Annotated in this window: 17 protein-coding genes and 1 tRNA gene; 17 read left to right on the top strand and 1 reads right to left on the bottom strand. The window is 69.2% G+C overall.

What is annotated here, in order from left to right:
* The first annotated feature begins 32 nt into the window (after positions 1 to 32).
* The 12 genes from IFU40_RS05225 to IFU40_RS05170 all read left to right on the top strand — a co-directional run bounded on the left by IFU40_RS05225 (position 33) and on the right by IFU40_RS05170 (position 18070).
* Positions 33 to 2762, top strand: coding sequence for an RCC1 domain-containing protein (locus IFU40_RS05225; RefSeq protein ID WP_191925637.1), 2730 nt, complete (start codon positions 33 to 35; stop codon positions 2760 to 2762).
* A gap of 221 nt (positions 2763 to 2983) precedes the next feature.
* A complete protein-coding gene (locus IFU40_RS05220; protein WP_055837438.1) occupies positions 2984 to 3214 on the top strand; it encodes a DUF6704 family protein in 231 nt (76 codons plus the stop codon).
* Between the two features lie 2 nt (positions 3215 to 3216).
* Entirely contained in the window at positions 3217 to 3993 is a 777-nt protein-coding gene (gene trpC, locus IFU40_RS05215) for an indole-3-glycerol phosphate synthase TrpC (RefSeq protein WP_191925636.1), read from the top strand.
* The gene (gene trpB, locus IFU40_RS05210; protein ID WP_055837444.1) at positions 3990 to 5333 is read left to right on the top strand and encodes a tryptophan synthase subunit beta; all 1344 of its coding nucleotides are present in this window, start codon (positions 3990 to 3992) and stop codon (positions 5331 to 5333) included. Before trpC ends, trpB begins: the two co-directional genes overlap by 4 nt.
* On the top strand, positions 5330 to 6124 hold the full coding sequence (gene trpA / locus IFU40_RS05205; protein WP_191925635.1) for a tryptophan synthase subunit alpha: 795 nt from the start codon (positions 5330 to 5332) through the stop codon (positions 6122 to 6124). Before trpB ends, trpA begins: the two co-directional genes overlap by 4 nt.
* A 126-nt stretch (positions 6125 to 6250) precedes the next feature.
* The gene (locus tag IFU40_RS05200) at positions 6251 to 8485 is read left to right on the top strand and encodes an RICIN domain-containing protein (RefSeq protein ID WP_191925634.1); all 2235 of its coding nucleotides are present in this window, start codon (positions 6251 to 6253) and stop codon (positions 8483 to 8485) included.
* A 139-nt stretch (positions 8486 to 8624) separates the two neighbouring features.
* Positions 8625 to 9629, top strand: coding sequence for a prolipoprotein diacylglyceryl transferase (lgt, locus tag IFU40_RS05195; RefSeq protein ID WP_191925633.1), 1005 nt, complete (start codon positions 8625 to 8627; stop codon positions 9627 to 9629).
* Between the two features lie 52 nt (positions 9630 to 9681).
* A complete protein-coding gene (gene gltB, locus IFU40_RS05190) occupies positions 9682 to 14259 on the top strand; it encodes a glutamate synthase large subunit (protein WP_249404102.1) in 4578 nt (1525 codons plus the stop codon).
* Positions 14252 to 15718 carry a glutamate synthase small subunit gene (locus IFU40_RS05185; protein WP_191925632.1) on the top strand — a complete coding sequence of 489 codons (1467 nt, stop codon included), beginning with the start codon at positions 14252 to 14254 and terminating at the stop codon, positions 15716 to 15718. Before gltB ends, IFU40_RS05185 begins: the two co-directional genes overlap by 8 nt.
* Before the next feature lie 54 nt (positions 15719 to 15772).
* A complete protein-coding gene (gene pyk / locus IFU40_RS05180; RefSeq protein WP_055837460.1) occupies positions 15773 to 17218 on the top strand; it encodes a pyruvate kinase in 1446 nt (481 codons plus the stop codon).
* A gap of 77 nt (positions 17219 to 17295) precedes the next feature.
* Positions 17296 to 17376: transfer RNA gene (locus tag IFU40_RS05175), tRNA-Leu, on the top strand.
* 73 nt (positions 17377 to 17449) lie between these two features.
* Positions 17450 to 18070: an ANTAR domain-containing response regulator gene (locus IFU40_RS05170; RefSeq protein WP_055940193.1), complete on the top strand. Its 621-nt coding sequence runs from the start codon at positions 17450 to 17452 to the stop codon at positions 18068 to 18070.
* Positions 18071 to 18191: 121 nt separating this feature from the next.
* Here IFU40_RS05170 and IFU40_RS05165 read toward each other — a convergent pair whose 3' ends face one another.
* Positions 18192 to 18623, bottom strand: a complete 432-nt coding sequence (locus IFU40_RS05165; RefSeq protein ID WP_191925631.1) for a hotdog fold thioesterase — start codon at positions 18621 to 18623, stop codon at positions 18192 to 18194.
* Between the two features lie 59 nt (positions 18624 to 18682).
* Here IFU40_RS05165 and polA point away from each other — a divergent pair, with 59 nt between their 5' ends.
* From polA to IFU40_RS05140, 5 genes are all read left to right on the top strand, one after another.
* Positions 18683 to 21322, top strand: a complete 2640-nt coding sequence (gene polA / locus IFU40_RS05160) for a DNA polymerase I (protein WP_191925630.1) — start codon at positions 18683 to 18685, stop codon at positions 21320 to 21322.
* A gap of 208 nt (positions 21323 to 21530) precedes the next feature.
* Positions 21531 to 23207 (top strand): DUF885 domain-containing protein, encoded by a 1677-nt coding sequence (locus IFU40_RS05155; RefSeq protein WP_191925629.1) that lies wholly within the window; start codon positions 21531 to 21533, stop codon positions 23205 to 23207.
* A gap of 98 nt (positions 23208 to 23305) precedes the next feature.
* Positions 23306 to 24382 (top strand): LLM class flavin-dependent oxidoreductase, encoded by a 1077-nt coding sequence (locus tag IFU40_RS05150; RefSeq protein ID WP_191925628.1) that lies wholly within the window; start codon positions 23306 to 23308, stop codon positions 24380 to 24382.
* Positions 24379 to 25713 (top strand): MFS transporter, encoded by a 1335-nt coding sequence (locus IFU40_RS05145; RefSeq protein WP_191925627.1) that lies wholly within the window; start codon positions 24379 to 24381, stop codon positions 25711 to 25713. The genes IFU40_RS05150 and IFU40_RS05145 overlap by 4 nt, the downstream gene beginning before the upstream one ends.
* Positions 25714 to 25940: 227 nt before the next feature.
* Positions 25941 to 26705 carry an SGNH/GDSL hydrolase family protein gene (locus IFU40_RS05140; RefSeq protein WP_191925626.1) on the top strand — a complete coding sequence of 255 codons (765 nt, stop codon included), beginning with the start codon at positions 25941 to 25943 and terminating at the stop codon, positions 26703 to 26705.
* Positions 26706 to 26764 lie beyond the last annotated feature (59 nt).

The raw sequence follows: 26764 nt of genomic DNA, 5'->3' as shown, positions 1-26764 counted from the left end.
GCGTTCCCGCGCCCTGAAGTGAGGCCATCGCCATGACCGGACCCGCTGTCCCGCCCGCCCCCGTCGCCAGTCCTCCGAACCCGACTCTCTCATCCGCCGGCATCCCGTCGCGACGCGCGGTCGTCGCCGCGGGCGTGTGGTCAGTCCCGGCCATTGCCCTGGTCGCGCAGACGCCGGCGTTCGCCGCCGGATCGGGTCAGGACACGCTCGTTCTGTCCAGCTCGCCGACGGGCGTGGTTCCTGCGGCGGGCCCCACCTCGCTCACGACCACTATCACGACGCAGACCGGTGCCCCCGCTGTCGGGCAATCCATCAGCCTCACCGGCCCGTTCGGTTCGACGTTCGGCAATGCGTCCGGCGTCACCGACGGCACCGGGCGGTACACCACCGCGTTCGACCTCGGCAAGCCGTGGGCCGATCCGGGCCAGTTCATCACGGTGAGCGCCGTTTCCAACACAGCCACGGGCACCGGCTCGTTCACCGTGTTGGGGGCGAACATGTACGACTACTACTACATCGCAGAGCAGGCGCAGCGGGTGTTCCCGTCGCCGGTGGTGCGTTCGGCGTCGGGCCTGAACACCGACCTCGTCGTGCTGCAGGACGGAACCGTCTGGTCCCGCAATTCCCAGAGCGGCGGCGGTGCTTTCTCGATGGTCGCCGGCATCACCGACGTCGCTTCCGTTGCCGTGTCGTTCAACGGCGTCGGAACCTACTACGTCCTCCGCAACGACGGAACCGTCTGGGCCCAGGGCGACAATCAGGGTGGTCAGTTGGGAGATGGCACCACTCAGAACCGCGCCACACCCGCCCCCGTTCCCGGTCTCGCCGGCGTCACCCAGATCTCCGCCGCCAACGGCACCCTGTTCGCGCTCAAGAATGACAAGACCCTTTGGGCGCTCGGCTTCAACAACGGCGGCGGCCAAGCCGGCGTCGGTGCCGAAAGCGCCCCCATCCCGCTCACCCAGGTGACCAACGGCACCGACGTCGCCTACGTCGCCGGACGCCAGTCCGGCGGATATCTCGTCAAGACAGACGGCACGGTGTGGTCGTGGGGAGGAGCGCTGGACGGCTCCATCGGCGACGGCTCCAACATCGACCGCCCCGCCCCCGTCAAACTTCCCGCCCTCTCCGACGTCGTCTCCGTTCACCCCGGCTTCGCGGCGTTCAACTGGAACTCCAACGTGGTCTTCGCCATCAAGGCCGACGGCACCGTCTGGGGCTGGGGAATGAACACCTTCAGCCAACTCGCCGACGGCACCACCACCAGCCGGCCCACACCCGCTCCCATCCCCGGACTCACCAACATCACTCACATCGTCCCGAGCTCCGGCAAGGTCTACGCCCGCAAAGCCGACGGCACCCTCCTCGTCTGGGGGGTGTACGGCGACGTCACCCCCACTCCCTTCACCGTCGACCGTCCCGTCACCCGCCTCTCCGACTCCGTCTTCACCGCTGCCCACGACCGCGACATACTCATCACCGGCGGCACCACGCTGGCCGTCGACATCGCCTCCACCATCACTGCGGGAACCGCGGCCCCGGTCACGGCCACCGTCACCGACGGCACGACCGGCGTCGCCGGATCCGCCCTCACCCTGGGTGCCACCGCCCCCGGCATCCTCGCCGCCACCTCGGGACAGACGTCCAGCGCGGGTACTTTCGGCACCACCCTCAGCACCGACACATGGACCACCCCCGGAACTTCCGTCCGTCTCACGGCAAGCGACAGCGCCAACGCCGCGACTGACACCACCACGGTGTTGGGGGCGAACATGTACGACTACAACGACGGCAGTGCGGTGCAGGCGCAGCGGATATTCCCCTCACCGGTGGTGCGTTCGGCGTCGGGCGTGTTCAACGACCTCGTCGTGCTGCAAGACGGAACCGTCTGGTCCCGCTATTACGGCACGAACCCCGACGCCGCGTTCTCGATGGTCGCCGGCATCACCGATGCCGTCGCCATCACCGTCAGCTGGAGAAACCTCACCTTCTACGTCCTCCGCAAAGATGGAACAGTCTGGGCCTGGGGCGCCAACGCCTTCGGCCAACTGGGCGACGGCACGACAATCGACCGCAGCACCCCAGCCCCGGTCCCCGGCCTCACCGGCATCACCCAGATCAGCGCAGGCATCGGCACCTTGTTCGCCCTCAAGAACGACAAGACCCTCTGGGCGTTGGGCGCCAACAGCAACGGCGGCCAAGCCGGAGTCGGCGCCGAGAGTGCCCCCATTCCTCTCACCCAGGTGACTAACGGCACAGACGTCACCTACGTCAAGGGACGCGCACGAGGCGGATACCTCGTCAAGACCGACGGCACCGTCTGGTCCTGGGGACAGTCAATGAACGGCTCCATCGGCGACGGCTCCAACACCGACCGCCCCGCCCCCGTCAAACTCACCGCCATCACCGACGTCGTATCCATCCACGCTGGCCTCGACCAGGTCCTCTGGGAATCCAATGTCACCTTCGCCATCAAGACCGACGGCACCGTATGGGGCTGGGGAATGAACTCCTACGGCCAACTCCTCAACGGCACCACAACCAGCAACCCCACACCCACCCCCATTTCCGGACTCACCGGCATCACTCACGTCGTCCCGAGCTCCCTCAACGTCTACGCCCAGAAAACCGACGGCACCGTCCTCACCTGGGGCGCGAACGCTAATACCCCCACCCCCATCACCGTTGACCGCCCCATCATCCGCCTCTCCGACTCCGTCATCACCGCCTACCGCAGCCGCACCTTCCTCATCACCAACTGATCCATACGACCGACGAGAGGGGCCGTGAGCGCAAAGCTCACGGCCCCTCTCGTCGGTCGTGTCGGGGGAGCCCCCTTCCCGTTCGCGGAACCACCGGGCCCGCGCGCCGCTCGGATCGCCTGTCGGTCGACATCGAGACGTCGGGACCGGGGAGACGCTCGCGCTTCGATAGACTTGGTCCACGCTTTCCCCCGCGCCCGCGCGCGACTGTAAGGAGCCCCATGAGCAACCCCATCGGCGATCCCGGCCACGGACACTCGCCCGCCGCCTGGACGGCCGTGATCATCATGCTCGCCGCCTTCGCATTCGGCACGCTGTTCTTCTGGCTCGACTTGCCCGTGCTCGTGTGGGCCTCGGTGGGTCTGCTCGTCGTCGGTGCCATCGTGGGCTGGGCCATGTCCAAGGCCGGCTACGGCGCGAACGGCGCGAAGTCCAACCCGAAGGCGCACTGACCGTGCTGGCCGATCTCACGGCCGGGGCAGTCGAAGACGCGCAGAAGCGCGAAAGCACGCGCTCGCTGGCGTCGGTCGAGCGCGACGCGCTCGCGCAGTCGCCGGCGCGTGACGCGCTGGCGCTGCTCGCCCCCGCCGACCGGGTGAAGATCATCGCCGAGGTCAAGCGCGCGAGCCCCTCGCGCGGCGATCTCGCCGACATCCCCGATCCCGCGCTCCAGGCCCGGCTGTACGAGCAGGGCGGCGCCTCGGCGATCTCCGTGCTCACCGAGGGCCGCAAATTCAAGGGAAGCCTCGCCGACCTCGAAGCCGTCCGCGCGGCGGTCGACGTGCCGGTCCTGCGCAAGGACTTCATCGCCACGCCGTACCAGGTGCTCGAGGCCCGCGCATCGGGCGCCGACCTGGTGCTGCTGATCCTCGCCGCGCTCGACCAGAAGACGCTGGGTGAGCTGTACACGCTCACGAACGAGCTCGGGATGACCGCCCTCGTCGAGACGCACTCGGCCGACGAGCTGGAGCGCGCCGCCGACATCGGAGCCAGGCTCATCGGCGTCAACGCCCGCAACCTCTCGACCTTCGAGCTCGACCGCGACCTGTTCGGCTCCCTCGCCGACCGCTTCCCGGCCGACGCGACCAAGATCGCCGAATCGGCCGTGCTCACCCCCGCCGATGTGGCCCACTACCGCGCCGCGGGTGCGGACGTCGTGCTCGTGGGCGAGGCCCTCGTCACCGGCGACCCCGTCGCCACGCTCCGCGCGTTCCTCCAGGAGACCTCATGACCACCGTGCGCGATCAGAAGCTGCGCGATCAGAAGGGGCCGTTCTTCGGCGACTTCGGCGGCCGCTACATGCCCGAATCGCTCATCGCCGCCATCGACGAGCTCACCGCGGTCTACGAGTCGGCGATGGCCGACCCGGCCTTCCACACCGAGCTGACCGCGCTGCTGCACGACTACGCGGGCCGCCCCTCGGTCCTCACCGAGGTGCCGCGCTTCGCCGAGCACGCCGGCGGCGCGCGGATCTTCCTCAAGCGCGAAGACCTCAACCACACCGGCTCGCACAAGATCAACAACGTGCTCGGCCAGGCTCTGCTCACCAAGCGCCTGGGCAAGACGCGCGTGATCGCCGAGACCGGCGCCGGCCAGCACGGCGTCGCCACCGCGACCGCCGCGGCCCTGTTCGGCCTCGAGTGCGTCGTGTACATGGGCGAGGTCGACACCGAGCGTCAGGCCTTGAACGTCGCCCGCATGCGACTGCTCGGCGCCGAGGTCGTGCCCGTCACGACCGGCTCGCGCACGCTGAAGGACGCCATCAACGAGGCGTACCGCGACTGGGTGGCCTCGGTCGAGACGACCAACTACATCTTCGGCACCGCCGCGGGCCCGCACCCGTTCCCCGCAATGGTGCGCGACTTCCAGAAGATCATCGGCGAAGAGACGCGCGCCGAGTTCCTCGAGCGCCTCGGCCGCCTCCCCGACGCCGTCTTCGCCTGCGTCGGCGGCGGGTCCAACGCGATCGGCATGTTCGACGCGTTCCTCGACGACGAGGGCGTCGCGCTCTACGGCGTCGAAGCCGCCGGTGACGGCGTCGACACGCCCAAGCACGCGGCATCCATCGGCCGGGGCCGCCCCGGCGTGCTGCACGGCGCGCGCACCTACGTGCTGCAGGACGAAGACGGGCAGACGACCGAGTCGCACTCGATCTCGGCGGGTCTCGACTACCCGGGCGTCGGCCCCGAGCACGCGTGGCTCGCCGACATCGGCCGGGCGCAGTACATCCCCGCCACCGACGACGAGGCCATGCAGGCCCTGCGTCTGCTGTCGCGCACCGAGGGCATCATCCCCGCCATCGAGTCGGCGCACGCCCTCGCCGGAGCGCTGCGCGTGGGGCGCGAGCTGGGCCCCGACGCCATCATCGCGATCAACCTCTCGGGGCGCGGCGACAAAGACATGGACACCGCCGCGCGCTACTTCGACCTGTACGACGCCGAGCACGCGACCGAGGGCCCCGAGGGCGGCGCGCAGACGCACGCCGCAGAGACCGTGGCCGCGGCCCCGGGTTCGCCCGTCGAGGTGACGCCGGCTCCGGATGCCGCGAGCGGTGCGGGAGTGGAGCTGTGACCTCTCGCGTCGCCGCGGCCATCGAGGCCGCCCACGCCGAGGGTCGGGGCGCCTTCGTCGGCTACCTGCCCGCGGGCTTCCCCGACGTCGCCACGAGCATCGAGGCCGCTGTGGCGCTGGCCGAGGCCGGCGCCGACGTCATCGAGCTCGGCCCGCCCTACAGCGATCCCGTCATGGACGGCCTCGTCATTCAGGAGGCCACCCAGACGGCGCTGGCGAACGGGTTCCGCATGCGCGACCTGTTCACGATCATCCGCGAGGTCACCGCCCGCACCGACGTGCCGGTGCTGGTCATGACGTACTGGAACCTCGTCGAGCAGTACGGCGTCGACCGCTACGCCGACGACCTCGTCGGCGCCGGGGGAGCGGGGCTCATCACCCCCGACATCACCCCGGATGCCGCGGCCGAGTGGATCGCCGCGAGCGAGCGCACCGGCCTCGACCGGGTGTTCCTCGCCGCCCCCACCTCATCGGACGAGCGCCTCGAGATGATCGTCGGCGCCTCCACGGGCTTCGTCTACACGGTCTCGACCATGGGCATCACCGGCGAGCGGACGCAATTGGATGCCGCCGCGCGCGGCCTCGTTCAGCGGCTGCGATCCTATGGCGCAGCGTACGCCTGCGTCGGCATCGGCATCTCGAACGCCGAGCAGGTGGCCGGCGTTGTCGAGTACGCCGACGGCGCCATCGTGGGTACAGCTCTGGTGAAAGCACTGCGCGATGGGGGCCTAGAGGCACTCGGCACCCTCGCGCGAGAGCTCACCGCGGGCACGGTGCGGCGCTCCGTCTGAGACCGGCCACCGCGACCGGTCCGGTCTCCTGAGCGGGCCGGGCGCCGCCCAGCGACTGCCGCGCCGACTCCGATCCGCTCGGACTCGTCACGATCGCAGGACCGCGACGGCATACCTCGACCGTCGATGCCTCGGCGGGACGTCCTGACCTTTTTCCAGGCGATCCGAGCGACGATTCGCCGACGGGCCGATCGACCCTACTCGCTTCCCGCTCGCACGCGGTCGACAGGCGACGGGATTCTGCTTCCGGAGACCGGGCTGGCGAGGGGTGAAATCACCCCACGGGCCGCGCACCGCTCCCTACCATCAGACACGCCACTGACTGAGGAGGAGAGCACCATCAGAAACCTCGATCGGAAGACATCGCTCCGCGTGATCGTCGTCTTCCTCTGCCTCGCGATGTTCTCGCCGAGCGCCGCGGCTCACGCCGCCCAGAACGCCGTCGTCACCCAACCCGAGAACGCCGACGCCGTCGTCGGCGACTCGGTCAGCTTCACAGCGGAGTCGAACCTGTCGAACGCCACTGTGCAGTGGTACTTCCGTCATCCGTCGATGACCGCCTTCGCCGCCGCGGGAGAGCCCACGGCGCAGGCCCCCACGCTCGTCCTCCCCTCATCGTCCGTGATCATCGCGAACAACGGCGTTCAGTTCAAGGCGGTGTTCCGCAACTCGTCCCAGTCCATCGAGAGCGCCGTCGCCACGCTCACGGTGAGGTCCTCTCGAGACTTCGCGATCGTCAGACAGCCCGACAACGCGACGGCGCGAATCGGCGACGAAGTGCGATTCACCGCCGACGCGAGCGTCCCATCCGCGACAGTCCAATGGTTCTACCGGCACCCCTCGATGCCGGGCTTCGCCCCGGCCGGCGAATCGACCGCGAGATCGCGCACTCTCATCCTCGCGCCGAGCGCCACGACCTTCTCGAACGCGGGAACGGAGTTCAGGGCGGTCTTCACCTCGGGATCGGCACAGGCCACGACGCGATCGGTGACGTTGTCGATCGGCTCCTCATCCGTCCAGCCGGCGGTCATCTCGCCGTCGCGATACAGCATGCCCGGTGCGGCTGCGGGCTTCGTTGCAACCGTCCCGGTGGAGAATGCGCAGGTCCAGTGGCTGTACAAGCACCCCAGCATGGCGGCGTACGCCGCGGCCGGCGAGACACCCTCGAACCGGATCGAGGCGGGGGCGACCTTCAGCACGCTCGTTCTGCCGTCTGCTGCGGTGACGTCCTCGAACTCAGGCGTGCAGTTCAAGGCCGTGTTCAAAGCGAACGGGCGCTACTACGAGACACCGGCGTCGACCTTGACGGTGATCGGAGCGCAGGCCTCGAACTGCACCACGCTTCTGTGCGACCTCACCCTTGCCTCCTCGCAGGGGATGTCCCTGATCGCCGACCCCGACTTCGGGGCGACCCTGGTCGCCTCGAAAGCGTACGCGGACACCCGCGCGAAGTGGTCGTTCCTCGACCAGGGTGATGGCGTTCTCCACATCAAGAACGTCGGCACCGGCGAATGCCTGGTGGCGGGAAACAACGACATCGATTTCCCTCTGGCCTACCGCGAAGCGTGCGATACGGCGAAGAAGGCTCAATCGTGGATTCTCTCCCCAGGGACGGACGGCGGTTACTGGATCCGTTCTCTTGCGACCGGGAGGTGCATGGACGTGAAGTCCGGCGTGTACGACACCCCGCACGCCGACCGTGCTCCGGTTCAGATGAAGATGTGCGGCGGCTTCGATCACCAGTCCATCCAGATCACGGGAGCGAGCGAGGCTCTTCTCACCGACATCATGACGCAGGCGGCACTGAAGTCGTGCAACGAGCCGTCTTTGCACCTGGCCACGTGCGAATACGTGCAGGGAACCGTCAAGCAAGCTCGACTCGACGCCCCCCAACTGGTCAGCGGGTACTCGTACAACGACGGGTCGCTCGCGTCGACTCTCACACTCGGCTGGAATGCGAGCAAGACGGTGACACAGTCGGTCCAATCCACGTACTCCGTCGGATCGACGCTGACATTCAACTTCGATCCGTTCGGGAGCATCGCGGCCACCGCAGGGTGGTCACTGGCCACCACCGAGGGATGGTCGGACCTCTCGGGAACCTCCGGCAGCATGGCCATCTCGGTGCCGCCCCGATCGTTCGGGTGGATCGTGCGAGCCCAGGTGGTACGTGAGGTGACCGGGACGTGGCGATTCCGCGCTGAGAACAGCGACAAATCGTGGGAAGCGGCCGCGACGTCGATCATCTCCGCAAAAGAAGGCACCGGTGGCGTGAGCAGCATTCTGGTCAGCTGTGACAGCACCAGCACGAGCCCCGCGTGCGTGAAGTCCGCACCGGTCGCGCCCGGTTGGCTGAAGTAGATCATCCGAGACGCGATCATCCTCGGGCCCGTGTCGGCCCGAGGATGATCGTCTCGAGGACCCATGCGCGTACGGGCCCGCCGACACAGCTGAGGCGATCTCGCGGTCGATGCGCTGTCGTAGACCTAAACTCGAAGCCATGACCATCGCCCTCTCGAGCGCCGCCTCCGGCGTGCTCGCCAGCATCCCGAGCCCGACGATCTCCTACGTCGACCTGGGTCCGCTCCGCATCCACTTCTATGCCCTGTGCATCGTCGCGGGAATCATCGTCGCGATCTTCCTCACGAACGCGCGTCTGACGCGTCGTGGCGCCGAGAAGTGGGTCGTCATCGACATCTGCCTGCTGGCGGTCCCGCTCGCGATCGTGGTCGCACGCATCTACCACGTCGTCACGCACCCGGGCTTCTACTTCGGTCCGGGATCCAACCCATGGAACATCACCGAGCCGGGCTCCGTGTGGGCCATCTGGGAGGGCGGCATCGCCATCTACGGCGCACTGATCGGCGGCGCCATCGGCGCGTTCCTCGGCTGCAAGTGGACCGGCATCCGGTTCTGGACCTTCGCCGACGCACTCGCTCCCGGGCTCATCATCGCCCAGGCCATGGGCCGCTTCGGCAACTGGTTCAACCAGGAGCTCTTCGGTCAGCCCACCGACCTTCCCTGGGGCCTCGAAATCGCCGCGGGCAACCCGGCCATCCCCGTCGGACTGCCAACCGGCACGCTTTTCCAGCCGACCTTCCTCTACGAAGTCCTCTGGAACCTGCTCGGCGCCGCCGTCATCCTGTGGGCGGGAAAGCGCTTCGCCCTGCAGTGGGGCAAGCAGTTCGCGATCTACCTCGTCTGGTACTCCGCGGGCCGTATCGTCTGGGAATCCATCCGAATCGACCCCAGCGAGATCATCCTGGGCCTGCGCACGAACGTCTGGGCGGCCATCTTCGGCGTCGTCCTGGGCATCGTGATCTTCGCCGTGCAGTCGCGTCGTCACCTCGGCCTGGAGCCGTCGCCCTACGTCCCCGGTCGCGAGAGCAAGGCTCCCGGGGCTGTAGACTCAGGCGACCCTTCTGACTTCGTCGACGTGAGCGAGCCGCCCGCGACGAGCGACACCGTCGGCACCAGCGCCACAAGCAGCCCCGCCACGAACTAATTCTCCGGGCCGACGTCGTCCCATTCGAAGCATCAACGTGAGGACGGTTGATATGGCTTCCAGCCTGCGTTCCGACACCGTCGGAGGAACGTTCCCGGTCCGCCAGGGAATGTACGACCCGTCGTTCGAGAAAGACGCCTGTGGCCTCGCCATGGTCGCCACTCTCCGCGGCGTGGCCGGCCACGACATCATCGATCTGGCGCTGACGGCGCTGCGCAACCTCGAGCACCGTGGGGCCATCGGCTCCGACGCGGGCACGGGCGACGGTGCCGGCATTCTCACCCAGATGCCCGACTCCTTCCTGCGCGCTGTCGTCGACTTCGACCTGCCGCCGGTGGGGGAGTACGCCGCCGGCATGGTCTTCCTGCCGCTCGGCCATGACGAGCGCGCGGCGATGAAGGCGGGGATCGAAGAGATCGCCCGCCACGAGAACCTCGAGGTCCTTGGCTGGCGCGAGGTGCCCGTCGAGCACGAGAACCTCGGCAAGCTCGCCTACGAGGCCCGACCCGCCTTCGAGCAGCTGTTCATCGCGCGCCCGGCCGTCGGCGATCAGCCCGCCCTCTCGGGGATTGAGCTCGACCGCCGCGTGTACCGCCTGCGCAAGCGCGCACGCCACGAGATCGACGCGTACTTCGTGTCGCTGTCGAGCCGGACGCTCGGCTACAAGGGCATGGTCACGACCCTGCAGCTCGAGCCGTTCTACCCCGACCTGTCGGACGAGCGCTTCGTCTCGGAGCTCGCCGTCGTGCACTCGCGGTACTCCACCAACACTTTCCCGTCGTGGCCGCTCGCGCAGCCGCTGCGCATGCTCGCGCACAACGGCGAGATCAACACGGTCAAGGGCAACCGCAACTGGATGCGCGCGCGCCAGTCGCAGCTCGAGTCCGAGCTCATCGGCGACGTGCGTCCGCTGCTGCCGATCTGCACCGAGGGTGCCAGCGACTCGGCCTCGTTCGACGAGGTGCTCGAGCTGCTCACGCTCACCGGGCGCAGCCTCCCGCACGCGATCATGATGATGGTCCCCGAGGCGTACGAGAAGCAGGCCACGATCGACCCCGATCTGCGCGCCTTCTACGACTACCACTCCATGCAGATGGAGCCCTGGGACGGCCCCGCCGCCCTCATCTTCACCGACGGCACGGTCGTCGGCGCCACGCTCGACCGCAACGGGCTGCGCCCGGGTCGCTGGACCGAGACCACCGACGGCCTCGTCGTAATCGGTTCCGAGACCGGCGTGCTCGATTTCGCGCCCGAGCGCATCAAGCGTCGCGGCCGGCTGCAGCCCGGTCGCATGTTCCTCGTCGACACGGCCCAGCGCCGCATCGTCGAAGACGAAGAGATCAAGGCCGAGCTCGCGAGCCTGCAGCCGTGGGGCGAGTGGGTCGACAAGGGCCGCGTCAAGCTCAGCGAGCTGCCCGAGCGCGAGCACATCGTGCACCCGATCGCCTCGATCACCCGCCGCCAGCGCACCTTCGGCTACACCGAAGAAGAGGTGCGCATCCTGCTCACCCCCATGGGTCAGGGTGGCGCCGAGCCCCTCGGCGCCATGGGCAGCGACGCGCCCGTCGCCGTGCTGAGCGACCGTCCCCGCATGCTGTTCGACTACTTCTCGCAGCAGTTCGCGCAGGTCACCAACCCGCCGCTCGACTCGATCCGCGAAGAAGTCGTCACCTCGCTGTCGCTGGGTCTCGGTCCGGAGCGCAACCTGCTCGACTGGGGACCCGACCACACCCGCACGGTCACGCTCGACTTCCCCGTGATCGACAACGACGAGCTCGCCAAGATCCAGCACATCGACACCGCCCTGCGCGGACGGTCGTCGGTGACGATCCGCGGTCTGTACCGCGTCGAGGCCGGTCACAAGGGGCTGCAGAAGCGTCTGACGCAGATGTGCAGCGAGGTCGACCAGGCGATCGAAGACGGTGCCGAGTTCATCGTGCTCAGCGACCGCGACTCGAACAAGGACCTCGCTCCGATCCCGTCGCTGCTCATGCTGGCCGCCGTGCACCACCACCTCATCCGCAAAGAGACGCGCATGAAGGTCGGGCTGGTCGTCGAGGCCGGCGACGTGCGCGAGGTGCACCACGTGGCGACCCTCATCGGGTACGGCGCGTCGGCGGTGAACCCCTACCTGGCGATGGAGACCGTCGAGTACCTCGTGCGGGCGGGCTTCATCACGGGCGTCACGCCGCAGAAGGCCGTCAAGAACCTGATCTACGCGCTCGGCAAGGGCGTGCTGAAGATCATGTCGAAGATGGGCATCTCAACGGTGTCGTCGTACGCCGGCGCCCAGGTGTTCGAAGCCGTGGGTCTGTCGCGCGACTTCGTCGAGGCGTACTTCACCGGCACCGAGTCCAAGCTCGGTGGTGTCGGACTCGACGTGATCGCCGCCGAGAACGCCTCGCGCCACGAGTACGCCTACCCCCAAGACGCCGCGGCCCGCGCGCACGAGCGCCTGTGGACCGGCGGCGAGTACCAGTGGCGTCGCGACGGTGCCCCGCACCTGTTCAACCCCGACACGGTGTTCCGCCTGCAGCACGCGACGCGCGAGCGCCGCTACGACATCTTCCGCGAGTACACGCATCTCATCGACGACCAGGCGCACGAGCTCAAGACGCTCCGCGGCCTGTTCGCGTTGCGCACCGACGTGCGTCCGCCCGTGCCGATCGACGAGGTCGAACCGGTCTCGGCCATCGTGAAGCGCTTCTCGACCGGTGCGATGAGCTACGGCTCGATCTCGAAAGAGGCGCACGAGGTCCTGGCGGTCGCCATGAACCGGATCGGCGGCAAGTCGAACACCGGCGAGGGCGGAGAAGACGTCGACCGCCTGCTCGACCCCGAGCGTCGCAGCGCCATCAAGCAGGTGGCATCCGGTCGGTTCGGTGTGACGAGCCTGTACCTCACCCAGGCCGAGGACATCCAGATCAAGCTCGCCCAGGGCGCGAAACCCGGCGAGGGCGGTCAGCTGCCTCCGACCAAGGTGTACCCGTGGGTGGCGCGGACGCGCCACGCGACCGCGGGCGTGGGCCTCATCTCGCCCCCGCCGCACCACGACATCTACTCGATCGAAGACCTCAAGCAGCTGATCTTCGACCTCAAGCGCGCCAACCCCTCGGCCCGCATCCACACCAAGCTCGTGAGCCAGTCGGGCATCGGTGCGGTCGCCGCCGGCGTCGCCAAGGCGCTCAGCGACGTCATCCTGGTCTCGGGCCAAGACGGCGGGACGGGTGCGAGCCCCATGAACTCGCTCAAGCACGCGGGTACGCCCTGGGAGCTCGGCCTGGCCGAGACGCAGCAGACGCTCATGCTCAACGGCATGCGGGACCGCGTGGTCGTGCAGGTCGACGGGCAGATGAAGACCGGCCGCGACGTCGTGATCGGCGCGCTGCTGGGCGCCGAGGAGTTCGGTTTCGCGACCGCCCCCCTCGTCGTCTCGGGCTGCATCATGATGCGCGTCTGCCACCTCGACACCTGCCCCGTGGGCGTCGCGACGCAGAACCCCGTGCTGCGCTCGCGCTTCACCGGCAAGGCCGAGTACATCGTCACCTTCATGGAGTTCATCGCCCAAGAGGTGCGGGAGTACCTCGCCGCCCTCGGCTACCGCTCGATCGACGAGATCGTCGGGCGCACCGACCTGCTCGACGTGAACGAGGCGATCCAGCACTGGAAGGCGCGCGGGCTCAACCTCGCGCCGATCCTCGAGGGACCCCGCTTCGCCGACGACGAACCGCGTCGACACGCGCGCAACCAGAACCACGAGCTCGAGGAGCACTTCGACGTGCAGCTCATCGAGCGCGCGCAGGACGTCATCGCGCACGGCGGTCAGCTCACGATCGACCTGCCCATCCGCAACACGGCCCGCGCGGTCGGGACCATGCTCGGCCACCACGTCACCAAGGCGCGCGGCGAGCACGGTCTGCCCGAGAACTCGATCGACGTGCGTCTGACCGGCTCGGCCGGACAGTCGTTCGGTGCGTTCATGCCCGCCGGCATCACGCTGCGCCTCGAAGGCGACTCCAACGACTACGTCGGCAAGGGTCTGTCGGGCGGGACGATCGTCGTGCGGCCGCCGCGCGGCTCGTCGTTCGCGGCCTCCGAGAACGTCATCGCCGGAAACGTCATCGGCTACGGCGCCACGCAGGGGCAGATGTTCCTCAACGGCGTCGTCGGCGAGCGGTTCCTCGTGCGCAACTCCGGCGCGACGGCGGTCGTCGAGGGCGTGGGCGACCACGCGCTCGAGTACATGACCGGTGGGCTCGCGGTCATCCTCGGCGACACGGGCCGCAACCTCGGCGCCGGCATGTCGGGCGGCCAGGCCTACGTCTACCGACTCGACAGCGACCTCGTGAACCGCGAGGCCCTGGCATCCGGCGAGCTCGTTCTGGGCGCCCTCGGATCCGGGGATGCCGAGATCCTGCGCGACCTGCTCGAGAAGCACGTCGCAGAGACCGATTCCACCCTCGCCCGTCGTCTGCTCGACGACTTCGAGACCGAGGTGGACAATTTCGTCCGGGTGCTGCCACGCGACTACGCCGCCGTGCTGCAGACCCGCCAGGAGGCGGTTGCCGAGGGGCTCGACCCCGACGGCGACGTCGTCTGGAAGCGCATTCTGGAGGTGACGGGTGGCTGACCCGAAGGGCTTTCTCAAGACGACGGAGCGCGAGCTCCCCAAGCGTCGACCGGTGCCCGTGCGCATCATGGACTGGAAAGAGGTGTACGAGCCGGGGGATTCGGCCGTCATCAAACGCCAGGCCGGGCGCTGCATGGACTGCGGCATCCCGTTCTGCCACAAGGGCTGCCCGCTCGGCAACCTGATCCCCGAGTGGAACGACCTCACGTGGCGGGGCGAGGGCCGTGCCGCCATCGAGCGCCTGCACGCGACGAACAACTTCCCCGAGTTCACCGGTCGGCTCTGCCCGGCGCCCTGCGAGAGCTCGTGCGTGCTGGGCATCAACCAGCCCGCCGTGACGATCAAGCAGGTCGAGGTCTCGATCATCGACGAGGCCTTCTCGAACGGCTGGGTCGAGGCCGAGCCGCCCGAGCGCCTCACCGGCAAGACCGTCGCCGTCGTGGGCTCCGGTCCCGCCGGCCTCGCCGCGGCACAGCAGCTGACGCGTGCGGGTCACACGGTGGCCGTGTTCGAGCGCGACGACCGCATCGGCGGCCTCATGCGCTACGGCATCCCCGACTTCAAGATGGAGAAGCGCCACCTCGAGCTGCGACTGCGCCAGATGCAGGCCGAGGGCACGCGTTTCCGCGCGGGCGTCGAGATCGGCAAAGACATCTCGTGGAGCGACCTGCGGGCGCGCTACGACGCCGTCGTGGTGGCCACCGGTTCGACCCTGCCGCGCGACCTGGCGATCCCTGGCCGCGACCTCGACGGCGTGCACTACGCCATGGAGTACCTCATCGAGGGCAACAAGGCCGTCGCCGGCGACCAGGTGCCGCAGCAGATCTCGGCCGAGGGCAAGCACGTCGTCGTCATCGGCGGTGGCGACACGGGCGCCGACTGCATCGGCACCGCGCACCGTCAGGGCGCGCTGAGCGTGACGAACCTCGCCATCGGCAAGCAGCCGCCGTCGGAGCGCCCCGAGAACCAGCCGTGGCCGATGATGCCGAACCTCTTCGAGATGGCCTCGGCCCACGAAGAGGGCGGGGAGCGCTCCTTCCTCGCGTCGACCGTCGAGTTCCTCGGCAACGCCGCGGGCGAGGTCCGGGCCCTGCGGGTCGCCGAGACCGAGTACCTCGACGGCCGCCGTGTGCCCAAGAGCGGCACCGAGCGCGAGATCCCCGCCGACCTCGTGCTGATCGCCATGGGCTTCACCGGCCCGGAGAGCGCGCACCTCAGCGACCAGCTGGGCACGCGGTTCACCGATCGCGGCAACGTCGAACGCGATGCCACGTACGCGACCTCGACGCCGGGCGTGTTCGTCGCCGGCGACGCGGGTCGCGGCCAGTCCCTCATCGTGTGGGCCATCGCCGAGGGCCGTGCGGCCGCCGCCGAGGTCGACACGTTCCTCATGGGCGAGACGGTGCTGCCCGCACCGGTGCGCCCGACCGATGTCGCCATCGGCCTTCTGCCCACCTAAGCTGGCAAGGGCCGATCGGCCACTTCCCGAAAATTTCACGGAGCTTGAAACCGGATGAGACGCGCCAAGATCGTCGCAACACTCGGGCCCGCCACGTCGTCGTATGAGATGGTTCGCGCCATCATCGACGCCGGTGTGGATGTCGCCCGCCTCAACCTGAGCCACGGAGATTACTCCGTGCACGATGCCAACTTCGCCAACGTGCGCAAGGCGGCAGAAGACGCCGGTCGCCCGGTCGCCGCCCTCGTCGACCTCCAGGGCCCGAAGATCCGCCTCGGCAAGTTCGAGAACGGCCCCCACGACCTGCTGCCCGGCGACATCTTCAAGATCACCATCGAAGACATCCTCGGCACCAAAGAGATCGTCGGCACCACGTTCAAGGGCCTTCCGCAGGACGTCCGCCCCGGCGACTTCCTGCTGATCGACGACGGCAAGGTCCGCGTCGAGGTCGTCGAGACCGACGGCACCGTCGTGACCACCAAGGTCATCGTCGGCGGTCCGGTCTCGAACAACAAGGGCATCAACCTGCCCGGCGTGGCCGTCAACGTGCCCGCGCTGAGCGAGAAGGACGAAGCCGATCTGCGCTGGGGCCTCAACGCCGGCGCCGATCTGATCGCGCTGTCGTTCGTCCGCGACGCCAGCGACATCACCCGCGTGCACGAGATCATGGCCGAAGAGGGACGCTACGTCCCCGTCATCGCCAAGATCGAGAAGCCGCAGGCGGTCGACAACCTCGAAGAGATCATCGACGCTTTCGACGGCATCATGGTCGCCCGTGGCGACCTGGGCGTCGAGCTGCCGCTCGAGGCCGTGCCGATCGTGCAGAAGCGCGCCGTCGAGCTGGCCCGCCGCATGGCGAAGCCCGTCATCGTCGCGACGCAGATGCTCGAATCGATGATCACCAGCCCGGTGCCCACCCGCGCCGAGACCAGCGACGTCGCCAACGCCGTCCTCGACGGTGCGGACGCTGTCATGCTCTCGGGCGAGACCAGCGTCGGCGACTACCCGGTCGTGGTCGTCGAGACCATGGCGCGCATCGTGGAGTCCACCGAGGAGCACGGCCTCGATCGCATCGCGCCGCTGACCAACAAGCCGCGCACCCAGGGCGGCGCGATCACCCTCGCCGCCGTCGAGGTCGCCGACTTCGTCGAGGCCAAGTACCTCTGCGTCTTCACCGAGTCCGGCGACTCGGCGCGTCGCATGTCGCGCCTGCGTGCGACCATCCCCATGATCGCGTTCACGCCCGAGCCCGGCATCCGCCGCCGCCTGGCGCTGACGTGGGGCGTGCGCTCCACGCTGGTGGAGCACGTGTCGCACACCGACAAGATGTTCCTGCAGGTCGACGACTACCTGCTGTCGAACGACCTGGCCAAGGTCGGCGACAAGGTCGTGGTCATCTCGGGTTCCCCTCCCGGAATCGCGGGCTCGACCAACGACCTGCGCGTGCACCGCGTCGGCGACGCCGTGCACGGTGCGGCTCCCGGTTACCAGGACGTCTGAGTCCCGACGACGCGCGCCGGTTCATTCCGGCGCGCGTCGCCTTCGTTCCCGCCCGGTAGATTGGGAACGCAACACCTGCCGGTGTGGCGGAATGGCAGACGCGGGGCACTCAAAATGCTCTGTCGAAAGACGTGTGGGTTCGAGTCCCACCACCGGTACCCGCGACAGCATCCCGTGCGATCGGGGGCTGCGATCCGGGGGATTGTCCCCTCCCAGACTTAGGATGGTTCCGTGACTGATCAAGAAGCCGTTCCGGCCAGCGCTCCGAACGCACCTCGACGCGTCGTCGTGGCCGAAGACGAGTCGCTCATCCGCCTCGACATCGTCGAGATCCTGCGCGACAACGGCTATGACGTCGTGGGCGAAGCGGGCGACGGCGAGACCGCCGTGCAGCTCGCCACCGAGCTGCGTCCCGATCTCGTGATCATGGATGTCAAGATGCCGCAGCTCGACGGCATCAGCGCCGCCGAGAAGCTCAGCAAGAACCACATCGCCCCCGTGGTGCTGCTCACCGCCTTCAGCCAGAAGGAGCTCGTCGAGCGTGCCAGCGAGGCCGGCGCCCTGGCGTACGTGGTGAAGCCCTTCACGCCGAACGACCTGCTTCCCGCCATCGAGATCGCCCTCGCCCGCTACGAGCAGATCATCACGCTCGAGGCCGAGGTCGCCGACATGGTCGAGCGCTTCGAGACCCGCAAGCTCGTCGACCGGGCCAAGGGCCTGCTCAACGAGAAGATGGGCCTCAGCGAGCCCGAGGCTTTCCGCTGGATCCAGAAGGCGTCGATGGACCGCCGCCTGACCATGCAGGACGTCGCGAAGGCGATCATCGAGCAGCTGGCCCCCAAGAAGGGCTGACGAGACCTCTCGCGAAATGGATGCCACTCCGGTGGCATCCATTTTTCGTTCCCGGGGGAGGGGGTCGGCGGAGGGGCCGAGCCTGTCAGCGCGACGGCAAGGGCCGCGCGCGCGACCACGATCAGCGCGCGGGGGCGTCCTTGATCATGTTCGTGATGCGCACCGTCGAGCAACGGCGGCCCTGCTCGTCGGAGATCGCGATCTCGTGCACCGTCAGCGAACGGCCCAGGTGGATCGGTGTGCAGACGCCGGTGACATGGCCCGAGGTGGCGGAGCGCGTGTGCGTGGCGTTGATGTCGATGCCGACGGCCAGGCGCCCCGGACCCGCGTGCAGGTTGGCGGCCATCGATCCCAGCGACTCGCCGAGCACGACGTAGGCGCCCCCGTGCAGCAGGCCGACCGGCTGAGTGTTGCCCTCGACGGGCATGGTGGCCACGCACCGCTCGACGGTGAACTCGACCCACTCGAGGCCCATCTTCTCGGCGAGGGCGCCCATTCCGCGCAGCTTCGCCCAGTCGAGGCCGGACACGGAGTCGGAGGGTGTGGACGTCATCATCGCCTTCGTCGGGCCGGGACCGGGGGAGTGTCCGTGGCACTCGTTACGCTGGAGGAGTGACGGATGCCGAAAAGCCTACTCTCCTCGTCGTCGACGGCCACTCGCTGGCCTACCGCGCGTTCTACGCGCTGCCCGTCGACAACTTCTCCACGAAGGACGGACAGCACACCAACGGCATCTACGGCTTCCTGTCGATGTTCGTCAACCTCGTGAAGGCCGAGAAGCCGACGCACCTGGCCGTGGCGTTCGACACCTCGCGGCAGTCGTTCCGCACGCGCGAGTACGCCGAGTACAAGGCGAACCGCAGCGAGTCTCCCGCCGAGTTCAAGGGCCAGATCCCGCTGCTGCAGGACTGCCTGCGGGCGATGGGCGTCCCCGTGCTCGCGAAAGAGGACTTCGAGGCCGACGACATCCTCGCCACCCTCGCCACGCAGGGTGAGGCCGAGGGTTTCACCGTGCTCGTGTGCTCGGGCGACCGCGACACCATCCAGCTCGTCACCGACGACGTCACGCTGCTGTATCCGAACGTGCAGGGCGTGTCGCAGCTGAAGCGCTACGACACCGCCGCCGTCATCGAGAAGTACGGCCTGCCGCCGGCGCAGTACCCCGAGATCGCCGCCCTGGTCGGTGAGACCAGCGACAACCTGCCGGGTGTGCCCAAGGTCGGCGAGAAGACCGCCGTGAAGTGGCTGACCCAGTGGGGCTCGCTCGATGCCCTGCTCGACAACGCCGACAAGATCACCGGCGTCGTCGGCGGCAACCTGCGCGAGCACATCGACGGCGTGCGGCGCAACCGCACCCTCAACCGTCTGCTGCGCGACGTCGAGCTCGACAAGGCCCCCGGCGACCTCGCGATGCAGCCGCTCGACGCGCAGGCCGTGCGCGACATCTTCGCGCGCCTCGAGTTCCGTACGCTTCTGCCGCGCGTGTTCGACGCCCTCGGTGGCGACCCGGGCGATGCCGTCGACGAGGCTCGGCCCACGGCGACCGCGCCCACTCCCGCCACCCTCGACGCCACGGCTCTCGCCGAGTGGGCGACGGGCGCCACGGGCCCCGTGGGACTGTCCCTCACCCTCGAGGGCGGCCGACCGGCGTACCTCGGTCTGGCGACCGCCGACGCCGCGGTCGAGGCCGCGTGGACCCCCGCGGTCCGTGGCTCCCTCGCCGAGTGGTTGGCCTCCGAGGCCCCCAAGGTCCTGGCCGATGCCAAGCCCCAGATCAAGGCGCTCGCCCGCGAAGACGTGACCCTGCGTGGCATCGCCTCCGACGTCATCCTGGCCGGCTGGCTCGTGCGCCCCAGCTTCCCCGACAAGACGCTGGGCGACCTCGTCGAGCGCTTCCTCGACGAGAAGCTCCCCGAAGCCGACCCCACGCAGCTCGTCCCCGAGACCGAGGGCGCCACGCCCGGCCAGCTCGCGTGGTTCATCCGCCGCGTGGCCGAGGCGCAGCGCGCCGACATGCCCGCGCGCGTCGCCGAGGTGCTCGACGACATCGAGCTGCCCTCGCTCACCGCCCTGGCCGACATGGAGCTCGCCGGTGTCGCGGTCTCGCACGAGAAGCTGTCGAGCTTCTCGGCCGAGCTCGGCGCGCGAGCCGACGCGCTCGCCCGTGACGCCTACGCGGCGATCGGCCACGAGGTGAACCTCGGTTCCCCCAAGCAGCTGCAAGAGGTGCTGTTCGACGAGCTGCAGCTGCCGAAGACGCGCAAGACGAAGAGCGGCTACACGACCGACGCCGCCGCCCTCGCCGACCTGCAAGAGAGCGCGCCGCACCCGTTCCTCGACCTGCTGCTCAAGCACCGCGAGGCGACCAAGCTCAAGCAGATCATCGACGCACTCGACGCGGCCACCGGCGCCGACGGGCGCATCCACACGACCTACGTGCAGACCGGCAGCCAGACGGGGCGCCTGTCGAGCACCGACCCCAACCTGCAGAACATCCCGATCCGCACCGAAGAGAGTCGCCGCATCCGCGCGGCCTTCGAGGTCGGCGAGGGGTACGAAACCCTACTCACCGCCGACTACTCGCAGATCGAGATGCGCATCATGGCGCACCTGTCGGGCGACCCCGGGCTGATCGAGGCGTTCAACTCGGGCGAAGACCTCCACCGCTTCGTCGGCGCGCGCGTCTTCGGCGTCGACCCCGCCGAGGTCACCCCGGCCATGCGCACCAAGGTCAAGGCCATGTCGTACGGCCTCGTATACGGCCTGTCGGCGTTCGGGCTGTCGAAGCAGCTGCGCATCGAGCAGTCCGAGGCGAAGAAGCTCATGCTCGAGTACTTCGCCCGCTTCGGCGCCGTCCGCGACTACCTGCGGGGGTCGGTGGAGCAGGCCCGCCAAGACGGCTACACCGAGACGATCTTCGGCCGCCGCCGCCCGTTCCCCGACCTCACCAGCATGAACCGCGTGCTGCGCGAGAACGCCGAGCGCGCAGCCCTCAACGCCCCCATCCAGGGCAGCGCCGCCGACATCATGAAGGTCGCGCTGTTCCGCATCAGCGGCGAGCTGGCATCCGCGGGTCTGCGCTCGCGTGTGCTGCTGCAGATCCACGACGAGCTCGTCGTCGAGGTGGCGACGGGGGAGTGGGATGCCGTGGAGCAGATCGTGCGTGCGCGCATGGCCGACGCCGCCCAGCTCACCGTGCCGCTCGACGTGCAGATCGGTCGCGGCGCGGACTGGGACGAAGCCGGGCACTGACGCGGGGCACGGGCAGCGATTCCGCGCCGGGGCCGAGGGCCGCACGCCTCGGCGCACGGACGACGCTGCCGCACCGGCGCCGCGGGCCGCTCGCTCCGGCGCGTTCGCACACCCGGGCGCCCTCGACCGTGCGTCATCTGCCGTATCGGCATCCGGCGCGATCCGGGGCCGAGGTGCATCTGCGCCCCGGCTTGCCTAGGCTCGAAAGATGACTGACGCACAACGCACCCCCACGCCGATCGACACGATCGCCGACGCGTGGGTCGACACCCTGGCCGAGCGCGTACCCACCCTGGCGACGTACATCGGACGCGACGAGCACAACGGCCGCTTCGGCGACTACAGCCCCGAGGGCACCGATGCCCTCGTGGCCGAGGCGCGTACGGCGAAGGCCGCCCTCGAGGCGGCCCAGCCCGTCGACGCGATCGACACCGTCACGCAGATGGACCTCGTGCGCGAACTCGATCTGATGATCGAGCAGCACGCGGCGCGCACGCACCTGCGCGACCTGAACGTCATCGCCTCGCCCGCGCAGGACATCCGCGCGACCTTCGACCTCATGCCCACCGCCACCACCGACGACTGGGCGACGATCTCGCAGCGCCTGCGCGCCCTGCCCGCCGCGATCGACGGCTACGTCGAAACCCTGCGTCGGGGCATCGCCGAGGGCGTCGTCCCCGCGCGCCGGCAGGTGACCGAGGTGGTGACGCAGATCGGCCGCTACACCGCCGACACGGGCTTCTTCGCCGAGTTCGTCGGCAATGCCGCTCCGGCCGAGGGACAGCTCCCCGCCTCGCTCGCCCGCGATCTCGACCAGAACGCGGGAGCCGCGCGCGTGGCGTACGACGCGTTGGCCTCGTTCCTGTCGTCGGAGCTCGCCCCGGTCGCGGGGGACGTCGACGGTGTGGGACGCGAGATGTACGCGCTGCACTCCCGACAATTCCTCGGCGCCGAGATCGACCTCGACGAGACCTACGATTGGGGCGTCGAAGAGCTCGCCCGCATGGTCGCCGAGCAAGAGGCGATCACGAACGAGATCCTCCCCGGTGCGAGCGTCGAAGAGGCCGTGGCCTTCCTCGAGAAGGACGAGTCGCGCAAGCTGCACGGCACGAAGGCCCTGCAGGAATGGATGCAGCGCACGAGCGACCACGCCGTCGCCGAGCTCGGCCGCACCCACTTCGACATCGCGGAGCCCATCCGCACGCTCGAGTGCATGATCGCCCCCACCAACGAGGGCGGCATCTACTACACCGGTCCGACCGACGACTTCTCGCGCCCGGGGCGCATGTGGTGGTCGGTGCCCGAGGGCGTCGACACCTTCGACACCTGGCGCGAGCTGACCACGGTCTACCACGAGGGTATTCCGGGGCACCACCTGCAGATCGCGCAGGCCGTCTACAACCGCGCCGAGCTCAACTCGTGGCGGCGACTGCTGGCCGGCACGAGCGGTCACGCCGAGGGCTGGGCGCTGTACGCCGAGCGTCTGATGGAGCAGCTGGGCTACCTCGACGACCCGGCCGATCGCCTCGGCATGCTCGACGGTCAGCGCATGCGCGCGGCGCGCGTTGTGCTCGACATCGGCGTGCACCTCGGCAAGCCGCGCCTCGACGGAACCGGCACGTGGGACCACGACTACGCCCTGGCGTTCATGCTGAAGAACGTCAACATGAGCGAGGAGTTCGTGCGTTTCGAGGTCAACCGCTACCTCGGCTGGCCCGGGCAGGCGCCGGCCTACAAGGTCGGCCAGCGCATCTGGGAGCAGGTGCGCGACGAGGAGCAGGAGCGCCGCGGCGCCGACTTCTCGATGAAGCAGTTCCACACGCGCGCGCTCGACATCGGCGGTGTCGGTCTCGACACGCTACGGGCGGCTCTGGCCTCCGGCTGAGCGAGGGGAGGGGCGTCGCGATCGCGGCGCCCCTCCGCCGATGCGGGGAATGTTTCGTCCTCGCGTAAAGTTCATTCATCCGAATGCAAGGAGACCCCATGGACGCCACCCCCGTCGAGCTCGGCCTCGATACCTTCGGAGACATCTCGCGCGGCCCTGACGGGTCGCTCCAGTCCGACGCACAGACCATCCGCAACGTCGTCGAGCAGGCCGTGCTCGCCGATCAGGTGGGCCTGTCGTTCTTCGGCGTGGGGGAGCACCACCGCAAGGACTTCGCGGTCACGAGCCCCGAGATCGTGCTCGCCGCCGCAGCGGCCCGCACCTCGAACATCCATCTCGGCACCGCGGTGACCGTGCTGTCGTCCGACGACCCGGTGCGCGTCTACGAACGGTTCGCCACGCTCGACGCCGTCTCGAACGGTCGCGCCGAGGTCATCCTCGGGCGCGGGTCGTTCATCGAGTCGTTCCCGCTCTTCGGCTACGACCTCGGCGACTACGAGCAGCTGTTCGAAGAGAAGCTCGAGCTGTTCTCGCTGCTGCTCGACGAGAAGCCCGTCACCTGGTCGGGACGCACGCGGGCCGGTCTCCAGGATGCCGACGTGTACCCCAAGACCGAGAACGGCCTGAAGGCGTGGGTCGGCGTCGGCGGGTCGCCGGAGTCGGTCGTGCGCGCCGCCCGCTACGGCTACGGCCTCGTGCTCGCCATCATCGGCGGATCGTCGGCCCGGTTCCGCCCCTTCGCCGATCTGTACCGCCGCTCGTTGCAGGAGCTCGGCAAGCCCGCCATGCCGATCTCGGTGCACTCGCCCGGCCACGTCGCCGAGACCGACCAGCAGGCGTGGGACGAGGCGTACGAGGGCGTCGCCGAGCTGAACACGACGATCGGTCGGGAACGCGGCTGGCCCGCCTACAACCGCCTGCGCTTCCAGCAGGACGTCGGCCCCGAGGGCTCGATGTACATCGGTTCGCCCGAGACCGTGGCCACCAAGATCGCCGCCACCGTGCGCGTGCTCGGCGCCTCGCGCTTCCAGATGAAGTTCGCCAGCGGTTCCATCTCGCACGACCGACTCATGTCGGGCATCGAGCTGTACGGTACCCGCGTGCTTCCGCTGGTGCGCGAGATGCTCGCCGACACCGATCTCTCCGTCGACGCCGACCTGCCCGGCATCCGGTGACCACGACGACCGACACCGTGCGGGTGTCCGAACGCCTCGACGCGCTGCCGTTCACCCGCCGTCACGGCAAGATCCTCACGGGGTCGGGTCTGGGCTGGGCTCTGGATGCCATGGATGTCGGGCTCATCTCGTTCGTCATCGCCGCATTGGCGGTGCAGTGGCAGCTCGCGCCCACGCAGGCGTCGTGGATCGCCTCGGCGGGCTTCGCCGGGATGGCGATCGGGGCGAGCCTCGGCGGGCTGCTGGCCGACCGTTTCGGTCGACGCCAGGTGTTCGCCCTGACGCTGCTGGTCTACGGCGTGGCAACCGGGGCGAGCGCCCTGGTCGGGGGCCTCGGTGCCCTGCTGGTGTTGCGCTTCGTGGTGGGGCTGGGCCTCGGCGCGGAGCTGCCCGTGGCCTCGACCTACGTGAGCGAGTTCGCGCCGGCGCGCATCCGCGGGCGCCTGATCGTGTTCCTCGAAGCGTTCTGGGCCGTCGGGTGGACCGCCGCCGCACTCATCGGGTATTTCGTCGTCCCCGCGTCGGCCGACGGGTGGCGGTGGGCGTTCGCACTCGGCGCGATCCCCGCCGTGTACGCCCTCATCGTGCGGTGGGGACTCCCCGAGTCGCCGCGTTGGCTTGCCTCGCGCGGCCGCAACAGCGAGGCGGTCGCCATCGTGCGCGATCTCGAGGCTGCCGCCGGGCGCATCTCGCTCGAACCCTCGTCGGAGGGGGTCGCGGCATCCGCTCCCGCCCCGCGCGCTCGCGTGGGCGCCCTGTGGTCGCGGTCGCTCCGCGCGCGCACGGCGAGCCTGTGGGTGCTGTGGTTCTGCGTCAACTTCTCGTACTACGGCGCCTTCATCTGGATCCCGACGATCCTCGTCGCCCAGGGCTACGACCTCGTTCGCTCGTTCGGCTTCACGCTCATCATCACTCTCGCGCAGCTGCCCGGGTACGCGGTCGCCGCGTGGCTCATCGAGGCGTGGGGCCGGCGCGCGACGCTCGCCACCTTCCTCGCGGGTTCGGCCGTCGCTGCGGTGCTGTTCGGCACCGCGTCGGGCGAGGTGTCGCTGATCGCCACGGGCATGATGCTGTCGTTCTTCAACCTGGGCGCCTGGGGCGCCCTGTACGCCGCCACGCCCGAGACGTACCCGACGGCGCTGCGCGCAACGGGTGCCGGGTGGGCGGCCGGGGTGGGACGGATCGCCTCGATCCTCGCCCCGCTGGCGGTGCCGCCACTGCTCGCCCTCGGCGGCGCCCCGGTGCTGTTCATCGTCTTCGCGGCGTTCTTCGCCGTCGCCGTGGTCGCGGCCCTGTTCTTACGCGAGCAGCGGGGTCGCACGTTGGCGTGAACCGTCGCCGTGCTCGCCGCGCTGTTCTCGCGCGAGCAGCGGGGACGCGCGCTGGCGTGACCCGTCGCCGCGCTCGCCGCGCTGTTCTTGCGCGAGCAGCGGGGTCGCGCGCTGGCGTGAACCGTCGCCACACACCGTCGAGTGTCCAGGACACGCCGTGCTCGCCCCGACGGACGCGGCGTGTCGTGGACACTCGACGAGGTGGATCTCGCGCGTAGGCTCGACCCATGGCATCCGTCCGCTACGTCGCGATCGGCGACTCGTTCACCGAAGGAGTCGGCGACGAACTGCCCGACGGAACCGTGCGGGGGTGGGCCGACCTCGCCGCTCAGGGATGGGCGGATGCCACCGGCGAACCGATCGAGTACACGAACCTCGCGATCCGCGGCAAGCTCATCGAGCCGATCGTCGAACAGCAGCTCGAACCGGCGCTGGCGCTGAAGCCGACGCACCTGTCGTTCAACGGCGGGGGCAACGACATGCTGCGTCCGCGCGCCGACCTCGAGCGCATCGTCGGCCTGTTCGAGCATGTGCTGCGCCGGTGCGACGACGAGGGGGTGCAGCTGATCGTGCTCTCGGGGGCCAACCCCTCGGCGGGGCTTCCCCTCGGGCGCGTGCTGCAGGTGCGCGGCGACCGGCTGTCGAAAGCCGTCGAGGAACGCCTCGCGTCGCGCGCCGACGTCATCACGGCGTACAACTGGTTCGACCGCGAGCTCGCCGGCGGGGAGTTCTGGTCGATCGACCGACTGCACATGAACACCCGTGGACATCACCGCGTCGCCGCGCGGGTGCTGGAGTCGGTCGGTCTGGCGGCACCGGAGGAGTGGTGGCGCCTGCGCGAGATCCCCGAGATCGAGCGGCTGAGGGGCTCGGCCTACTACCGCGAGCACGTCGCGCCGTGGGTGCGACGTCGCCTGGCCGGCACCTCGTCGGGCGACGGCCGCGCGCCGAAGTTCGGCGGGCAGTGGGTGGAGCTGACGCCGCGCGGATGACGGGCCGGGGCTCGGCATCCGGAATCGTCCACACCCTGGCCCGGGCGGCCGCGGGCGCC

Source organism: Microbacterium sp. CFBP 13617 (assembly GCF_014839445.1).
Lineage (GTDB): Bacteria > Actinomycetota > Actinomycetes > Actinomycetales > Microbacteriaceae > Microbacterium.
Note: the sequence above shows the minus strand (reverse complement) of the source record. Positions and strands in the feature narration are given on the sequence as shown.